Genomic DNA, 17,102 nt, shown 5'->3' on the forward strand with positions numbered 1-17,102 from the left:
ATGGAAGCACTGAAAATCATTGATGAAAGAGTAGATTATACTCCAATGGATATTGTTCGTTTTATGATACATGGAGCTTTGTTTGAAGGGGATCCTTCGCATTGGAGTATTGAAGAACGGAAAAGAGAAAAAGGACGGGAAAAGGCACGTGAAGTTGGGGTAGTCCATGTTACATATAGTAAGGAGCATCTGATGAACGGCCAATCGATCGTTGTTAGTAGTTTTTGGACGCTTGAGCGTCAGATGGATCGCTTCAGCCATTGGACACCACAAGTTTATATGTGGGGTAAACGTAACAATGCCGGCCGGAATATAGAGAATTTACGCTTTATTACTTGTATCGGCGTTGAAATTGATAAAAAGATTAGTATACAAGAAATCCATTATGCGGCTGCTATGGTCGGTTTACCTTCTCCTAACTTGATTCTATCAACACCTCGCGGCATGCAATGGTTTTATGTTTTATCATCGCCGTTTGTTGGAAGTCATAAAGCACGTCGAGCCGGAAAATTTGTTGCTGAAGAGGTAAAACAAGCTTTTGTTAACGCTGTAGGAGCAGATGCTGGTGCGAATCCTTTAGGTTATTTTCGTTTTCCAACAGAAGACACCATTGAATTTTTCCATGCTAAGCCGGTGAACACAGAATGGTTACTCACTTGGGCGAAAGATCGTTCCCGACAAGCCAAAAGACCAGCTGCAGTAAAAGGGAAACATCAAAGCCAAATTATTGGACAAGCTGGTATTATGGATGATCCAGCGATTCAAGCCATTATTCAAAACGTGATGATTAAAGGTTCAAAAGGTGTATTAGGGCGTAATAACGCGATTTTTACGCTTTCTTTAGCCATGAAATATGAGGGTAAAACAGAAGAAGAAATCTATAATCAGATGGATGAATGGAATTCACAACTGAAGCATCCCATTTCGGATCGGGAGGTCCGAGCGATTATTAAAAGTGCCATGAAATCTGACTATAAAGCTCCAGGTAAGGCCTATGTTGAGGAATTGGCCGGTGTGAAAATGGAATACAGATTTTGTATTCGTACACCTAAAAAACCGCGTGAGGAGCGAAAGAGAAGTCATTTATATGAGCGTGAACAAGATATTATCGAATATCTTGAAGTACATTGCACGGCCAATGAACCTTATATACAAGGTTCCATCCGTGAGTTAGCAAAGCTTTTTGGGATGGCCAAACAAACTTTTCAAGCTGTTCTTAAACGGTCTAAAAAGATTATCAAAAAAACATTTGGCCGTGGTAAGAATGCTAAAACTTATATTACTTGTCGTAACATCCTGGTAAAAAGCCATAAAGCCATGATGAAAGCTTTTGTTTCAAACAAAGAAATAGGTGTCGCAGAAACGTCTCAATTTAGTGAGAACCCCGTTGTTCTGTTTTCCAAAAGAACAGTTCAAAATCGAAAGGATGACACCTTCGAACCCGATGGATAAAAATGGATTTAATGACAAATTTTAATGTGCCGTACAAGTACTATATTACCTATCGGTAGTAGATTGTGGTTTTGTTATTTTACTAGTTTTTGTTGGAATAATAGATTTACATAAAAGAGGTTAATGATTTTGAAGTTATAGATTAGGTGGCGGATGAAAATCCCTTTTTTTTGGAAAATGATTTGGTTGAAATATGTTAGTTAATTTTGAGGAATATTTAGTATTTTTTAGCAAAAGCAGTCCTTAATTACTAATGTTCTAATGCGAATATATGTTTTTATATTTCAAAAATCGGGTAATAAGTATCTTGTATAAGATTTCCATTATGGTATTATTTAGTAAAATTGAAGTAAAATAGGTGTAAAATTGATGTAAAAATGATGTATTCACCATCTTTACAATTAATTTACGGTTTGGGTGCTTGGAATGGAGGCCGGTCCTGGCAAATGGTCACGGAACTCCATACTTCTGTTCCGTGACCATTTGCCAGGACCTTAGATATATAATCTACTTACCAGATTTAATTGAAATGTTGTAAAGTTGGTGAATACTGAGTGATTGAGGGAGAGTTAGAATGTTAGAGAGTAAGTAAGTAAGTAAGTGAGTGTAGGTAAGTAAGAGAGAGGGAGTAAGTGAAAAAGGTAAGTGGAGAAGAAAGAAAAAAGTGTAAGAAAGTTTTAGTGTAGATGAATGAAAAAAGAGAGTGATTAGTGAAGTAGTTTAAGAGGTTTGAGAAAGAAAAAGTGAGTTTGTGTAATTAAGAATGTGGTTTTTTAAATTGAGAATGGAAGGAGGGAGGAGACGTTTGAGATATCATTTGTTGCCGTTTTTGATTTCGAAAGAGGGAAAAGTGTATGAACTGAAAACAACGATGGATGCCAAGATTTTGTATTTCAAGGATGAAACAGCATGGGTGACAATGTTGAGTTTTTTGCAGCGACCATGGTATAGACGGTTAATTAAGCAAGATTGGATTAGCTGGGAGATTGTAGCTGACAAAGATGAGATTCGCTATTTTGTTTGGGTTCCCAATGAACATGTGGGAAGAGCGTTTAAGAGTAAATATTATGCAGAACATCCTGAAGTAGAAATTGTGGAAGTGGAGGATCGTAACATCGATTTTTCTCGTCCTCATGCTGGTACTAAGCTATTTACTGAAAGTCATTGGACAGTTCCGATTAAGACTTATCATAATGAGGTTGTTGATACGCAATCGGAATTGATTGAGTTTCTTGATAGTTTGGAGGATGGGCAAGAAATTCATATGCAGTTTCTTGTTCAGCCTGCTTACGGAACAGAGAAGGATTTCAGAGGGATTGTTCGTCAGTTTCATAAACAGGGGATAGCTGATGAATCGCTTGAGAAGGATAATGAGCTTTATTTGTCAGCGATAGAGGGGAAATCAACAAGGATTCTTTCTAGGATGGGGATCAAGGTTGTTGCGTTTGGAAGGAATAAGCGGGATGCTAAAGCTTTGATTAAGAGCGCTAAAGGCTCAATCGGAACGTTTTCTAGTGGGCGATTGAATCAGTTACGAGGGCGTGAATGGTGGTGGTTCAGAACGATTCGTCCATTGTTCCGGTGGGAGTTTAAGAATCGAATTTACCCAATGGAACGTATGAAAAAGAGGGTTATTCTTGGTACAGAGGAAATGGCAGCAATTATGCGCCTTCCAAGTGAGAAGGTTCAGAACAATAAGCTCAATCGTTTGAAAATGCGTTTTACACCATTACCGAAAGAGCTGAAGCATGCAAAGTTTGATCCGAATTTGACGATTTCTCTTGGTGTTCATAGCTATCATGGTCAAAAAACAGATGTGATGTTCGACCTTGCGACACTTCGCTATCACGCAGCTTTTATTGGAATGTCAGGGATGGGGAAATCAACTGCGATGTATAACTTGGTGGAGGATTTAATCAAGTTGGACGGTGCTGGAACATCGATTGGTGGAACGGTTATTGATCCGCATGGTGATTTATGCCAGGATATAGCGGCAAGGATTCCATCTGAAAAGCAGCATCTTGTTCGATATATCAAGTTTTCAGAGGGGAACATTCCTTTCAACGTTTACGATGTGGATTTTGCATTGACCGAGGATAAGATTGCTCAAACAGTAGCGGACGTGCTGAAGCGGACATGGAAAGATTTTTGGGGTCCGAACATTGATGACAATTTTTTAAATGGAGGAATCGCTTTACAGCGTGTTGGTGAAGCGAGCTTGCCGAACTTGCAGAGGCTTTTAAGTGATTTTGAATATCGTGAAAATGTGTTGGAGCGTTTAAATCGGTCTGATCCTATCGAAAATGATTTGTATTTGTATTTCGCTAATTTGCAGAGTCTTCAAGATCGAGAGTTGCAGCAGAAAACAAACTCCACGCTCAATAAATTGCGAAAGATTACGCTATCTGGTGTGATGGGGAAAATGCTTCGAGCAAAAACGAACGGATTGCGTTTTCGTGAAAGTATGGATCAGGGGCGCATTAACTTATTAGATTTATCGGAGCTTACCAGCGATGAAAAGAAGCTCATCGGTTCCATGTGTTTAACTTTTGCGGAGCTTGCTGGTAAAAGTCGAGCTGATACACCAGCAGCGGAACGTCACAAGTTGCCTTATCACTTTGTAATGGTAGATGAAGCGCCAACGCTTATGGAGCATAGTACTGATGCGATTGAATCATTTGCATCCGAGCTGAGGAAATACAAGACTTCAATTATTCTCGGTATGCAGGGATTAAAAGGGCAAGTGCCTTCAGAGGTTTCAGATGCTATTTTCCGAAACTTCGGAACCTTTATTTCGTTGCGTTTAGGGAATCCTGATGATGCGCAAGTCGTCAATAAATCGATGCCTTCCGAAATTTTGACGGATCGTGACTATTTGAATATTGAACCGTATCACGGATACATACGAATGCAAGTTGGAAATGAGCGGACACGTCCTTTCCTGCTGCGCATGAAAGCACCGGGCCCAGCTCTATATAAAGATGCGATTCCAGCAATCAAGCAACGAACCATTGATGAAGCGATGGAATACGAAAAGAAATTCCTTGCAACTGAAGCTGTTGTTGAAGATCGACAAGAGGAAGAAGAAGTTCAGGATTACGATTCTTATTTAGTGTTGAATGAGGAAGTGGCACAAGACAAGGATTCGATTGATCTGTTAATTGATATTGAAGGCGAACAGACGCTGCATGAAGCTGAATATTTAGATTCTAAAGAATCTTCAAGTAAGCAGGAAAAAAATCAGAAAGAGAGGAGTTCTGATGAAAAAAAGAAAGAACATATTAGCGTTGATGATTTATTGGTGTAGGGGGTTTTTGGATGCCAAAGCGCATAGGAGAGATCGAAGAAAAATTATTTGTCACGTTACATGATCTTGTGTTTGTTGATGTGGAGTACCTTGAAAAATATATCTTTGTTCACTCGGACGGAAAGCCATATACAAAAGGCGGGATTTCTCGTCAGATGAGAGCGCTGGAGGAAGAGGGTTATATAAAATCTTTTCCAGTTGCAAAAGCAAATGTAACAGGTCGCGATCGCTTAGTTTACACGCTAGATACAAAGGGCGTTCAGGAAGTAAAAGAGATTTTAGGTGATGCTGATTGGGATTCAAGATGGACACAGCGCACACCTACGTATGTATTTCATTCATTACGGATGTCACATATTCAGGGAGTGTTTGCTCATCAAAAAGATGAATTGTTTATCTTTAAGGAATTCTTTTCAGAGCGCCGTGCTTTTCGTAATTACGGTGAAGTGACAAAGGATAAGCAAGGGAAAGATCGTCAACCCTATGATACTGTGATTCGTCCTGATGGGGCATTCGTGTTAGAAAGAATGGTCAACGGTCAAAAAGCTCAATTCCTCTATTTTGTCGAGTTGGAACGCAGCCGACAACGGATTGAGGTCACATTAAATAAGATTCGCCGTTATAACGAGTATGTTCGGAAAAGAGCTTTTGAGAATGATGTGATTTTTGGTGATGCTATTAAGATTGTTCGTGTTTTGTTTGTGTCGAATAATGATACGGAACGCAATCAGCTGATGGAAAATGCTAAAAAAGCTGATTCGCGGGAAATTGAGAAGATTGGTGGAGCTTTGTTGTTCTCTACTTATGATGACGTAATCGCTGATCCATACGGGGCCATATGGAAAGCAGCCAATTCAACGGATCCAAACAAACTTTATAGCTTATATCAACGTATTGAGTAGTGATCAATTTTTGAAGGGGGGTGATGGTTTGGGTTACAAAGTTAAACGCCGTTCGATATCAACCGACAACACCATCAAGGAAATGCTGGTAAGCTTTTTCAAGCGGCTACTTGCTTTTCTCATTATTCTTGCATTCATAGCAGTTGCTGGCTACTTCTTATTCCAGTTCGCATATAGTGAGTTTCCACCGTTTGCAGAAGCAGCCGATGATGTTATGGGGTGGTTGAAAGGCTTCTATAATGAACATGGAGTATGGGCAACGATTGGATTGATTGTGTTTGTTTGTATCGTGGTTTGGGCGTTCGGTGAAGAAGCCAAGCGGAAAGATCGCCGAAAAGAAGCGATAAAGGAAATGATGAAATAAGGAGAGGAAACATGAAGAAACGTGAATATCCGAAAACGGTGTTCAGGAAGAAAATTATAAAAGGTATTTTTTGGACCGGATTTTTTTCGGTGTTGTTTCTGTCAGTCGTTGCAATCGTTCGTGTAGGAAATGCCGGTACTAGTCAGGCAGAAGCAGAGCCGATGCATGAAGAAGTAAAAAAAGAAGAGAACTTAGCCGTAAGTGAAGGGGCGCAATCTTTTGCTCAAAATTTTGCTACTCAGTATTTTAATTGGCAAAATACCGATGCGGGAAAGAAAGATCGTGTTAAGCGATTGAAACTCTATTTAGCAACCGGTCTTGATGAACAAGCTGGTCTAGGATTTGAAGGCATGCAATGGAATAGCAGCTTATCAAAATCGCAAGTTTGGAATGTTGAAGAAACAGGGAAAGACACAGCGCTTATCACGCTTAGAGTGCAGCATATGCTTAAGAAAATAACACATCCTGATCCAAAGGTAGTAAAAGATGCTAAAAAGGCAAAAAAAGAGCCACCGAAAGCAAAGGAAGAAACCATTGGTCCATTTGAAAAATATTTCGTTGTTCCAGTTAAAACTGATGGACAATCATTTGTGGTCTATGAGATTCCGTATTTCATTGCAGCTCCTAAAAAACCGGAAATTGTAGTCAATACAACAGTGGACCAAACGGATAAAGTAAACGATTTAGTTCTCCAACAAGAAGTACTATCATTCCTCCATACATTCCTCAAAGTCTATACAACAGGAACCCAAGAAGAACTATCCTATTACACCCAAGACAATCTTCTCCCATCTATGAGTGGCATTATGACTTTCCAAGAAATAAAAAATCTCCTCATTAAGAAGGGGGATCATCAAAATACCTATCAGATTTTTATAACAGCTGTTTTTCAAGAGAATCAGTCGAAAGCTCAAGTTGTTTATCCCTATAAACTAACAATTGTAAAAAAAGAAGGTCGTTGGTTTGTTAAGGAAATGAAAAATCAATAATTTTTTAAGGTTGTCTGAATGTTTGTTTTGAGATTATTAAGTTTTCACATACGTTTTTCGTTCACATTAAAAAATTTTTAGGAGGTTACTAGATTATGAATTTTGGAGAAAATATTCAAAACTGGTTCAGCACACAGATTGGCGCTTTGTTTATGGTTATCATCGGAGCCGTTGCAATTTACTTTTTGATAAAACGAGAGTTTTCAAGATTCGTAGGTTTTGCGATTTTTTCGATGATTGTTGGGGTATTCGTGTTTACGCCTGATAGCGTTAAAAATTTAGGTACTAAATTATGGCAAACCGTTTTTGGAGGGTAATTTATTGAAGCCTAAAATTTTACGAACCTATAACAGTGTGTGGAAAGTAGAAAAGGTGTTGTATGGTATCCAAGATATCCCTCTGCCGATACCTCTCACGTATCGGCAGATTGGATTCTTTGCGGGTGGATTGATTCTAGTGTGGTTCCTGAATAAATTCCCACCTCTAAGTTTAATCGATTTAGGGTTAATTGAATACGTCTTTTTACCGGGATTAATTGCCTGGTTTTTCACCAAACAATTGTTGGATGGAAAAGCGCCACATCGCTTTTTTCTTGGTGTGATACGGTATCATTTATCGCCGCATTTGTATAACCGTTATAAGGAAGTTTCGATCACGAAAAAGTCTTATAAATTCGCTAGTCCAGTTAGTTACCGTCAATTAAGTTATCACGAAAGAGGTGAAGCTGATGAATATCGAATTTCCGATTAAATATTTTGAAGGAAATCTAGTTTTTTCTCAAGATGGATCTTGTTGGGCTTATTATCAGCTTGCCGGTTATAACTATGATTTTCTTGCTGATGATGAAAAGGATTATATTTTTACGAATATTAAAGCATTCTTTTGGCAGATCAATTTGGATACTCATATGCTTGTTGTTCCGAATTTTCAGTCGGTTCAAGAGAAGCATGAACGATTTAAGCAAAAATTGAGTGGTCCATTGAAGGAAGCAGCTGTAAAACATATGGATGATGCAGCATTGCAACTTGAAAGAATGCTCGGCAAAGAGGGGACAGAGTACCGGTTTTTTATCGGTGTGAAGCTTCCGAAACCTGAAAATCTGAAGAAAAAGAATTTCTTTCAGGATTTAAAAGAAGCATGGAAAGAGTTTATTTGTAGAGTTAATGAAGCGAGTGGACTTGATACGCCTGAAATTATCGAGGATGAAATTGAACGTTACCGTAAAGCTGAACGGCGTGTCTTCAATAAGGTTCATTCTCGGTTAAAAGCTGATCCGGTAGACGAAGAAACCATTCAATGGCTGATTCGCCGCAACTGGTATCGTGGTATTGGGAAAGCTCCAATTCTTAAAAATTGGAGTCCTGCCTATACCGTCAACTATAAGGAGTATGAAGAAGGTAATATCACTGTTCGCCGTCCTCTTTATCATGATGTGTTACGTTTGACGGAAGGTTTGATTGATGATTCACCGAAGCGCAGTTTAATCGTTAAACAAGTGTATGAAGGTGAAGAAGTCGAAGGACATGTTGCTTTCTTGACGATTGCGAACGTGCCTTACGAAATTCAATTCCCAGGCGAGGAATGGATGTACGTCATTCAAAGTCTTGATTTTCCGGTGGAAATCAGTGTTCGTACTGAAACGATGGAAAACCGTAAAGCCTTATCAGCTGTTCGTAACAAGCAGAAAGAATTAAAAGACCAAGATCGACATGCACGAGAAACAGGAAATGACACAGGATTGAATGTTATTGAAGGGAGAATAGAAGTACAAGAACTAGAAGCTCATTTACAAAAATCGCGTATGCCACTTGTTAAAACGTCTATTATCCTTGCGGTATCTGCATCGGATGAAGATGAATTGAAGCGCCGTTGCGATACAGTTAAAGACATTTATCAGGACATGATGTTTCAAGTGGAGCAACCATACGGAGATCAGTGGTTAGCCTTCAATGAATTTTTACCGGGGGCGAAACGATATATTAAAGACTATGTGCATTTCATGGAGCCAGCGACGGTTGCTGGTGGAATGTTTGGAGCTACCAAACAGCTGGGGGATGGAGAAGGATTCTTCATCGGAACGACAGGGATTTTAGACCAACCTGTTTACATCATGCCAAACCGTGCCGCGCAAGGTATTCGAGGAACCAAGACTAACGCGCTTTCAGCTGCGTTTCTCGGTTCCCTAGGTGGAGGTAAATCCTTCAGCTCGAATCTTATCACATACCTATCGGTATTGTCAGGAGGAAAAGCCCTTGTTATTGACCCCAAAGGTGAGCGTGGAAACTGGAAACATGATCTGTACGATTTAGGCGATCAGGTCAATATTATTTCGCTTTCTACAAAAGAAGAAGACAGAGGACGATTAGACCCGTTTTCCATTCATTCAGACATCAAAGAAGCCGAAACGCTTGCGTTGGATATTTTGACCTTTTTGACTGGGGTACGTTTGGATGATTCACAGCGTTTTCCGAAGCTCACAAAAGCCGTTCGTGTTGTGGCTGAAGGAGAAAAACCTTGTTTAACCAAAGTCATGAATGAGCTGTTAAACAGTGATGATGAAGCAGCAAGACAGTTAGGTGAGCATATTCGATCCTTTAGCGAATTGTCATTTGCACAGCTGGTTTTCGGTGATGGAGAGAATGATTCTGCGATAAGCCTTAAAACAGCTCTGAACGTGCTTCAAATCCAGAACCTTGAGCTGCCAGCGTCGGATACACCGCAAGAGAAATATAACCTGTCAGAAATGCTTTCTATCGCGATGATGCTTCCAATTTCATCATTTGCGTTGAAATTCATTCATTCTGACCGCCACATTTTCAAAGTTGTATTGTTTGATGAAGCATGGTCGGTCTTGAATACAAGTCAGGGTAGTCACTTAGCGACACGTCTTGTCCGTGCCGGACGTTCAATGAATGCAGGTATCTACTTTGTAACTCAAAATGCTAACGACTTGCTGGATGAAAAAATGAAGAACAACATCGGAATGAAATTTGCGTTCCGCAGTACCGATTCGAAAGAGATCGAAAACGTTCTGTCATTGCTGAACCTTAAAAATACAGAATACAACGCATCAACGTTGCGAGAGCTTCAGAACGGACAATGCTTGTTCCAAGATATTTCCGGTCGTGTCGGTGTTGTATCGATTAACGCGCTATTTAAAGACCTATTCGATGCCTTTGATACACGTCCACCAGCTGAAAAAGAATTGGAAGATGGAAAGATTATTTCGAATGAAAGACTTCCATTAGATGGTCATGAACAAATGAATGACGATAAAACCAAATCCAATAAGGAAGAGGTGTACGTATGAGAAAACTATTTTCAATGATGAGTATTTCTTTGTTTCTCATTATTGCCGCAGCTTGCGGCAGTAATGAGGTTCATAAGGTTGACGGCAAAGGACCGGCAGATATACCGGTTAAGTGGGCTAATGCAGAAGTTCAAAAGGATCAAGCAACAAGAGCTAAGTTACTCGTTGAAAACGACGGGATTATGTCCCCTGATAAGGGTCCCGAAAACGATAAAACGATTGAAAAATATAAGCTTACTGAATGGAAAGTCAATGATGATGATTATTTCTATGAAATTACTTATCTGCATCCTATTAAAAATGAATTGAAGACTGAACGGATGGAAGTTATTAAAACAGATAGTGGATGGAAACGCAAAGAGTACGGAGACATATATAATTTTGACAAACTTGTAGAGGACTTAAAGCCAGAAGTATTAAGGGAGTTACATGATAAATGAAAAAGCTAGTACGATTATTGTTGTTGTCAATTGCATTGCTTTGGGTTTTCCAACTACCGGCTTCAGCTGAAAGCCTTCAAGATAATTTAGTACCTCAAGATAGTGATCAAAAATCAGTCGGAGAGGTCGAGCTGAAATACAATGAATATCCGCAGCATCATTATAAGCTTGATACTTATGTAGATACATCAGGTGATTGGATGCCGTGGAATTGGGCGGACGGAGCAGGAAAACAAATCTATATTGCCTTAATGGAGATTATCAATTCTATTTGGAATGTCAATGTTCTGTTAGCGAATTTCACGATGAAGATTGTTCAAGAAGTATTCGAACTGGATTTTATTTCCAATTTAGTAGTTCAAATCGGTCAAGCGGTTCAGAATATTGCCGGTTTCGGACCAGGCGGCTTCATGTCGAATGGATTATGGCCGTTGCTTGTAACGTTTGTAATTGGAATCGTAGGAGCGTGGGCTACTTATGTTGGAATGGTAAAACGTGAAACTAGCCGTGCATGGAGTGGTTTACTTTCTTCAATCATTATTTTTGTATTTGCGCTTGGTTTCTTTTCAAATGCTTCAACCATTCTGAAAGGAATTAATGATTGGTCAAGTAATCTTCAGAGCGATATTTTAGCCGTTTTTGCGAGTATCGTTAACCCAGGAGCTTCTTATACGCAAGAAGAAGGGATCGCTACGATCCGTAATCAGATGTTTGATTTGATGGTGAAAAAACCTTATCTACTTATGCAATATGGGACGACAAAAGTTGATGAAGGACGTGTTAATACTATCCTTTCAGTCGACCCCATATTAGATGCTAAAAAAAGACAAGAAGAAGCTCAAAAAGAGGTTGAAGAAGAAGACAATTCAATGATGTCCATTGATGGAATTTCTCAGCGCGCTGGTTTTGTGCCATTGCTTTTCTTAGCCAATACCATTATCGGGGTTTTCCTTTTAATCATTTCAGGAACGATTATTCTTTATCAGATGATTTTCCTTGTCTTAGTGCTATTCGCACCGGTTCCGTTGCTCATGGCATTGGTTCCAAGATGGCAACAGACCGCGTTTGATTGGGCTATGAAGGTATTACATGCGCAGCTTATGAAAATTGCGATTGCTTTATTGCTAACGATTTTGTTCGGTATCTCCGCAATCTTATACCGTGCAACTGATACTGATGATTTAGGGTATCTTGGTATGATGATTCTTCAGATTATTTGTTTTGTAGGTATTTGGGCAAAACGAAAAGAACTATTTAGCATGGTAGCAACGGCAGTTAATAATGTCCAAAGCAGTACAGGAGCAACCTTGCAAGGCTATAAGCAGAAATATAATGAAGCTAAAAATACGATTCGTAAAGCTAGAAATGTGATTAATCAAACCAGCGGTAAAGGGCGGGTTCGCAATCAGCCCTTAGCGCAACGTCAGGTAGGACAGAGCAACATAGGTGTCCGTGATAAAGATCAGTTAGCAGAAAGACAACAACAGCTGAAAGCAACAAAAGACGGTCTCAAGAGTTCTGTTAGTGGTACCATGCTGGCAGATCGTAGAAATAAAGAATTTCAAGAAGGTCAAGATATGTACAAAAATCGTTCAGGTATTGAAAATGCAGCGACAGCTGACCGTGAACAGCTAATGGATCGTCAGGTAGATAAAGCTGCTATAGGAAAAAAACTAAACGTACCTCAAAGCATTTTGGATGTTGCGCGTGAAAAAGCTGTAGATTCTAAGAATGATAATGTAATGAATATCGAAGAGTTGCGTCGCAAACGAGGAAATCTTGCTGAATTTGCTTTAACAGATCGAACAAATATACAGGATGCACAACGTGAAGCAGCTCCTTCAGTTGAGCGAACTGAAATGCGTGATGTAAAGCTTTCAGATCGTACCCAAAGCGTACGTAACATTAATTTGATGAACCAGCATAGCCACGAAGACCGAATTAATAACGTAACCGAAACCAATCGTAATGTTCAGGAAAACATGACGGAAAGAGAAAGTGTTTCAAGAAATGTTACAAAAAGAACCGAGCATGTGAGCAATATCAATAACGTAAGTCGTGAACAAATCAATGAAACTATTAACCAAGAGAGTGAAAACATCACAAATAGAGAGAGAGGGAATAGAACAGAGCGTTAGGAGGAACAAATGTGTTCGGATGGGATTTTCATAACAGTAAGAGCGATCGAATCAAGCTGTTTCTTTTCATCCTTGCTGTTTTTCTAGTTGTTGGCTTTACAGTATCAGCTGTATTCCGCAGCATGAATAAAGAAGAAGCCACGGCTTTAGAACAAAATCCAAAAAATTCAACTGAATCGATTGATCAAGTCGATTTATCGACTTTATATTCGGAACATTCCGAATCATTAGAAGGTGACGATCAAACAAATGAGTACGATCAAACCGAGCATTTTTCAGAAGAAACACTGAATGAAACGAAGGAGATTGCAGTTCAATTTGCAAAAGCTTTTCATACTTACAGCGCGGATGAACCAATGACGTATTTAGAAAACGCGAAGCCCTATATGAAAGATGCTTTATACGAAAAAATGAAGCGAAACGGCAGACGAGAAGTGCTTGAGCGGTCTTATCTGACCGTAAAGGAAACGGATGTTACCCCGGTAGCGAATAAAAGCAGTATGGTTGTTCGCTGGAACGTCATTGTAAGAGGTGAAGCAAAGTCTGTTGATGGAAAAACGTCAGAAACGGAAGATTGGTATTTAGTCGGGTTGCGTGAAGTCGATGGAGAATGGAAGGTTGAGGATGTGAGAGTAAATGTCCCAAACTAATGATCCTAACGGCTATGAAACAGAAGGCAGCTCGGCTTTAAAGAACACCGCTAATGAAGTTGGAAAAGCTGTTGCTAAAAAAGCTGTGAAATCCGCAGCTACAAAAGCAGCTTCGTCCAGTAGTTCTACTATTGGACTTACAGTTATTTTAGCCATTGTCGCTGTTGTTTTGGTTTTTGCAATTATCGCAATTGCAGTTTTCATTATTATTGCTTCAGGTGGTGAAGAAGAAAGACCGGAAGATAATGGCTATTGGGGTGGTGAAATATCGGAAATAGGAACCAATGAAATTCCTGCTCAGTTCATCCCATACTATAAAGCTGCTGAACAAAAATATGGTGTACCGTGGAATCTTATTGCTGCGGAGCATCGGGTAGAAACACGTTTTTCTACGATTGACCCTATGATTTCCCCGGTTGGTGCAGAAGGTCATTTGCAGTTTATGCCTTGTACATGGGTTGGTTGGAAACATCCTTCCTGCGGAGGATTAGGAAAAGGAAATATTCCTACTTCCCAAAAAACGAATCCAGCTGTTATTGCGAAGTATGGCGGCTATGGTGTTGATGCAAACGGTGATGGAAAAGCTGATCCGTGGGATATAGAAGACGCCATTTATTCTGTAGCAAAATATCTTGCTTCAAATGGCGCAGCTGAAGGACGTTTCAGAGATGCAGTTTTCGCGTATAATCATGCAGATTGGTACGTCGAAGAAGTTCTAGATTTTGCTGATCGGTACGTGAAAGGCTATGTCGCTATTAAAGTCGGCAATAGCAGTAAAGCGAATACTGGTACAGCAGTTGTTGATGTAGGAAACAAATGGATCGGAAATTCTGTCTATGTTTTTGGTGGAGGACGAAATCAGAGTGATATAGCAAGAGGACGTTTTGATTGTTCATCTTTTGTGCATTGGGCGTTTGCTCAAGTTGGCATCGATCTAGGTCCGTTAAGTTCAACTAGCACAGAAACGCTCAAGCATTTAGGAAAGCCGGTTCCGCCTAGTGAAATACAGCCGGGTGATCTTGTGTTCTTTGACACTTATAAAAAAGATGGACATGTCGGCATTTATGTCGGTGATGGAAAATTCATTGGAGCGCAAACAAGCACAGGTGTAGCGATTGCGGACATGTCGAAAGGCTACTGGAAAGAAAAATTTAATGGTCGCGTGAAGCGAATTTAATTGGTGAATACATCAATTTTACACCTGTTATACCTCTTACTCTATGATATTATACTGGAAATCTTATACAAGAGACAACGAGGATTCCCACCCGCCACCTTAAACGCAAAGTGTTTAAGGTGGGAACAGGTACTATTTATAGGTTGCTGGAAAGAGAAAGACTAAGTTAATGCCTTGCTAATAAATCAAGGCTTTTTCTTTTGTGTACAGGGTTTTCGAATTCTTCATGTTTTTAGCTTTCTTTGTAAAACTAGGTGCTAGTTATAGAGGAAAACCTTTGCTATTTCTTTTCTTCAGAGGGTTAATTTGCTTTAATACGGTAAGATTTATATTTTAATTGATAATCAAACAGACGGTTCAGTAGAGAAAATCGTATATAACGGTTCATGGGGTACTGTTTCGGTAGTGTTGGATAAATCAGCGTCAGCGTTTGCGAGTCATCCTTCAACCTTATATGACATATCTTTAGATTTTTCTGAACCTCTATTTATTTATAAAGACCCAACTGGAAGAGTCGGATTCAACGGCACATGGGTTGTCACAACCATATCTGTTCAACCGGGTTCACTCGGTCAAAAAACATCAGCCGATAAAAACAACCTTCTAACGTATTCCATCACAACAGATGGAACAATGGGAACAATAACCGAAAAGATTAACGGTACAGTTATAAATACAAGGTCAAACCCATCAAGCGGACAGCAATTTACCGTTAGCCTTAATCAATCTCAATGGGATGCAATTAAATTCGGAAACGCACAAACATTGACCATTGAAATGAACGGATTTGTTTGGACATATACCTTTGACAAACGTTTAAATGCGAATGACGACATATTAAGCGCTGTTAAAGGTGTGCAAGATTTACAAACTCATTTGAACGGAATCAAAGCACAATTGGGCGCGGCGATTCGTTCAAAAGGCGGAACGGTGAATGATACGGATGCTTGGAGTGCGTTTGTGAGTGCGGTTACTAATATGCAAGTTAAGAGATGGGTTAGGGGAACTGGTACAACATCCTCAACGTCGTTAGGGTTCTATCACCCTGACGGGAATTTTTATAATTTATGCTATCTAACTGTGACAGGGTTAACTTTTAAACCATCAATGGTTCTTATATGGGGAAGAGATAATAACTATTACACCGTTCTATTCCCTGAAACAATCTACTCATCTTATTCAATAGGTAGGATTATAACAGGCACTTATAATGTAAATAGTTACAGCGGATATAGCATATATACATTTCGTTTAGATTCACCTGCTTATGTAACATCTACGGGATTTCAATTATCAATTGGTACAAGTGGTAATCAGTCAGTAATCTGGTTTGCAGTTGAATAAGGAGGGCTAAAATGTTTATAAGAGCCTATTACGATAAACTAACAGGAAACGGTTTGAAATGGTATAGCCTCGAAGGTGGTGCATATCGTATACCAACGTTCGAGGAAGATTATCAAGCAATCAAGGAATTATCGGAAAGAATTACTAATAGCAACAATGAATGGAGGAATGTAAAATGGTATTCACTGAAAACAGCGGTCTTGTAAAAGTATGGGTAAGTCTTGTTTTGAACGGCACATATTCACTTGACCAAGTGCCTAATCTATTTATCCTTAAAGAAGTGGTTACGCAAGTGGTAAATAGCTTGCAAAAATGAATAATAGGATGATAAGGAGAAGCAAACAAACACCTTAGAGGGGGGTATTTTTATGGTTTAAATATATTGAAACTTAAAAATAGTTCAATTATTACTCTCTCCTGGTATAATATAGAATATAAATTAATTAATGGGGGGGAGAGACATAGTGAGAAAAAAGGTAATCAATATTTTAGTAGGGTTATCGATATTTCTTTTAACAGTTAGCTACCCTTTTACAGCATCTGCAGCATCTGGTACATCGATTTTTAAATCAAAATATCCGAAACAAGTTATCAGAGTATCAAAGAGTGTTGATTTGGATAAAGATCGTAAACCCGAAACAGTTATTCTAACAACACTAGGATATTTATATTTGGTAAAGGGAAACAAGGTTACATTAGTTGAAAAGAATATTGTTAGTGACAAAGGTTTTCCAGCGCCCAAACTTACGATTAATCATCCCGCCCAGGATGAATATCAAGTAATCATAAGGTTGTTTTATGGAGCAAGTAATACTCGAGCTTTCGTTTATAGAATGCAAAAAGGGAAACTGGTTAAAGTTTTAGATGTAGTGGGAGACGTAGAAATTAAAATCCACAAAGGAAAAATATATCAGGTATGGAAGATGTACCGAGATGAAGGTTTATGGGATCCAGTTACTGCAGTATATTCTTGGAATAGCAAAAAGCAAAAATTTGATGTTTCTGGTATGGTACCAAATTAATTTTAAT

The 17,102-nt window shown here is 39.1% G+C and carries 16 protein-coding genes; all 16 read left to right on the forward strand.

Going from position 1 to position 17,102, the window contains the following annotated elements:
* Entirely contained in the window at positions 1-1,452 is a 1,452-nt protein-coding gene (locus BMMGA3_RS16215; RefSeq protein ID WP_003349918.1) for a primase C-terminal domain-containing protein, read from the forward strand.
* A gap of 805 nt (positions 1,453-2,257) precedes the next feature.
* Complete coding sequence (locus tag BMMGA3_RS16220) at positions 2,258-4,759, forward strand: ATP-binding protein (RefSeq protein WP_003349917.1); 2,502 nt, start codon at positions 2,258-2,260, stop codon at positions 4,757-4,759.
* An 11-nt stretch (positions 4,760-4,770) separates the two neighbouring features.
* Entirely contained in the window at positions 4,771-5,661 is an 891-nt protein-coding gene (locus BMMGA3_RS16225; RefSeq protein WP_003349916.1) for a replication-relaxation family protein, read from the forward strand.
* 28 nt (positions 5,662-5,689) lie between these two features.
* On the forward strand, positions 5,690-6,025 hold the full coding sequence (locus tag BMMGA3_RS16230; protein WP_003349915.1) for a hypothetical protein: 336 nt from the start codon (positions 5,690-5,692) through the stop codon (positions 6,023-6,025).
* A gap of 11 nt (positions 6,026-6,036) precedes the next feature.
* Entirely contained in the window at positions 6,037-7,014 is a 978-nt protein-coding gene (locus BMMGA3_RS16235; protein WP_003349914.1) for a conjugal transfer protein, read from the forward strand.
* Between the two features lie 95 nt (positions 7,015-7,109).
* Positions 7,110-7,331 carry a hypothetical protein gene (locus BMMGA3_RS16240; protein WP_003349912.1) on the forward strand — a complete coding sequence of 74 codons (222 nt, stop codon included), beginning with the start codon at positions 7,110-7,112 and terminating at the stop codon, positions 7,329-7,331.
* A 4-nt stretch (positions 7,332-7,335) separates the two neighbouring features.
* A complete protein-coding gene (locus BMMGA3_RS16245) occupies positions 7,336-7,764 on the forward strand; it encodes a conjugal transfer protein (protein ID WP_003349910.1) in 429 nt (142 codons plus the stop codon).
* The gene (locus BMMGA3_RS16250; RefSeq protein WP_003349909.1) at positions 7,742-10,324 is read left to right on the forward strand and encodes an ATP-binding protein; all 2,583 of its coding nucleotides are present in this window, start codon (positions 7,742-7,744) and stop codon (positions 10,322-10,324) included. Before BMMGA3_RS16245 ends, BMMGA3_RS16250 begins: the two co-directional genes overlap by 23 nt.
* On the forward strand, positions 10,321-10,764 hold the full coding sequence (locus tag BMMGA3_RS16255; protein ID WP_003349908.1) for a hypothetical protein: 444 nt from the start codon (positions 10,321-10,323) through the stop codon (positions 10,762-10,764). Before BMMGA3_RS16250 ends, BMMGA3_RS16255 begins: the two co-directional genes overlap by 4 nt.
* Positions 10,761-12,902, forward strand: coding sequence for a CD3337/EF1877 family mobilome membrane protein (locus tag BMMGA3_RS16260; protein WP_003349907.1), 2,142 nt, complete (start codon positions 10,761-10,763; stop codon positions 12,900-12,902). The genes BMMGA3_RS16255 and BMMGA3_RS16260 overlap by 4 nt, the downstream gene beginning before the upstream one ends.
* 11 nt (positions 12,903-12,913) lie before the next feature.
* Positions 12,914-13,552, forward strand: coding sequence for a hypothetical protein (locus tag BMMGA3_RS16265; RefSeq protein WP_003349906.1), 639 nt, complete (start codon positions 12,914-12,916; stop codon positions 13,550-13,552).
* Positions 13,539-14,729, forward strand: a complete 1,191-nt coding sequence (locus tag BMMGA3_RS18660; RefSeq protein WP_003349905.1) for a bifunctional lytic transglycosylase/C40 family peptidase — start codon at positions 13,539-13,541, stop codon at positions 14,727-14,729. Before BMMGA3_RS16265 ends, BMMGA3_RS18660 begins: the two co-directional genes overlap by 14 nt.
* A 405-nt stretch (positions 14,730-15,134) precedes the next feature.
* Positions 15,135-16,073 (forward strand): hypothetical protein, encoded by a 939-nt coding sequence (locus BMMGA3_RS16275; RefSeq protein ID WP_003349904.1) that lies wholly within the window; start codon positions 15,135-15,137, stop codon positions 16,071-16,073.
* 11 nt (positions 16,074-16,084) lie between these two features.
* A complete protein-coding gene (locus BMMGA3_RS16280) occupies positions 16,085-16,279 on the forward strand; it encodes a hypothetical protein (protein ID WP_003349903.1) in 195 nt (64 codons plus the stop codon).
* Positions 16,249-16,389 carry a hypothetical protein gene (locus tag BMMGA3_RS18025; RefSeq protein ID WP_003349902.1) on the forward strand — a complete coding sequence of 47 codons (141 nt, stop codon included), beginning with the start codon at positions 16,249-16,251 and terminating at the stop codon, positions 16,387-16,389. Before BMMGA3_RS16280 ends, BMMGA3_RS18025 begins: the two co-directional genes overlap by 31 nt.
* Positions 16,390-16,537: 148 nt before the next feature.
* The gene (locus BMMGA3_RS16285; protein ID WP_003349899.1) at positions 16,538-17,095 is read left to right on the forward strand and encodes a hypothetical protein; all 558 of its coding nucleotides are present in this window, start codon (positions 16,538-16,540) and stop codon (positions 17,093-17,095) included.
* Positions 17,096-17,102 lie beyond the last annotated feature (7 nt).

Source organism: Bacillus methanolicus MGA3, assembly GCF_000724485.1.
GTDB lineage: Bacteria > Bacillota > Bacilli > Bacillales > Cytobacillaceae > Bacillus_Z > Bacillus_Z methanolicus_A.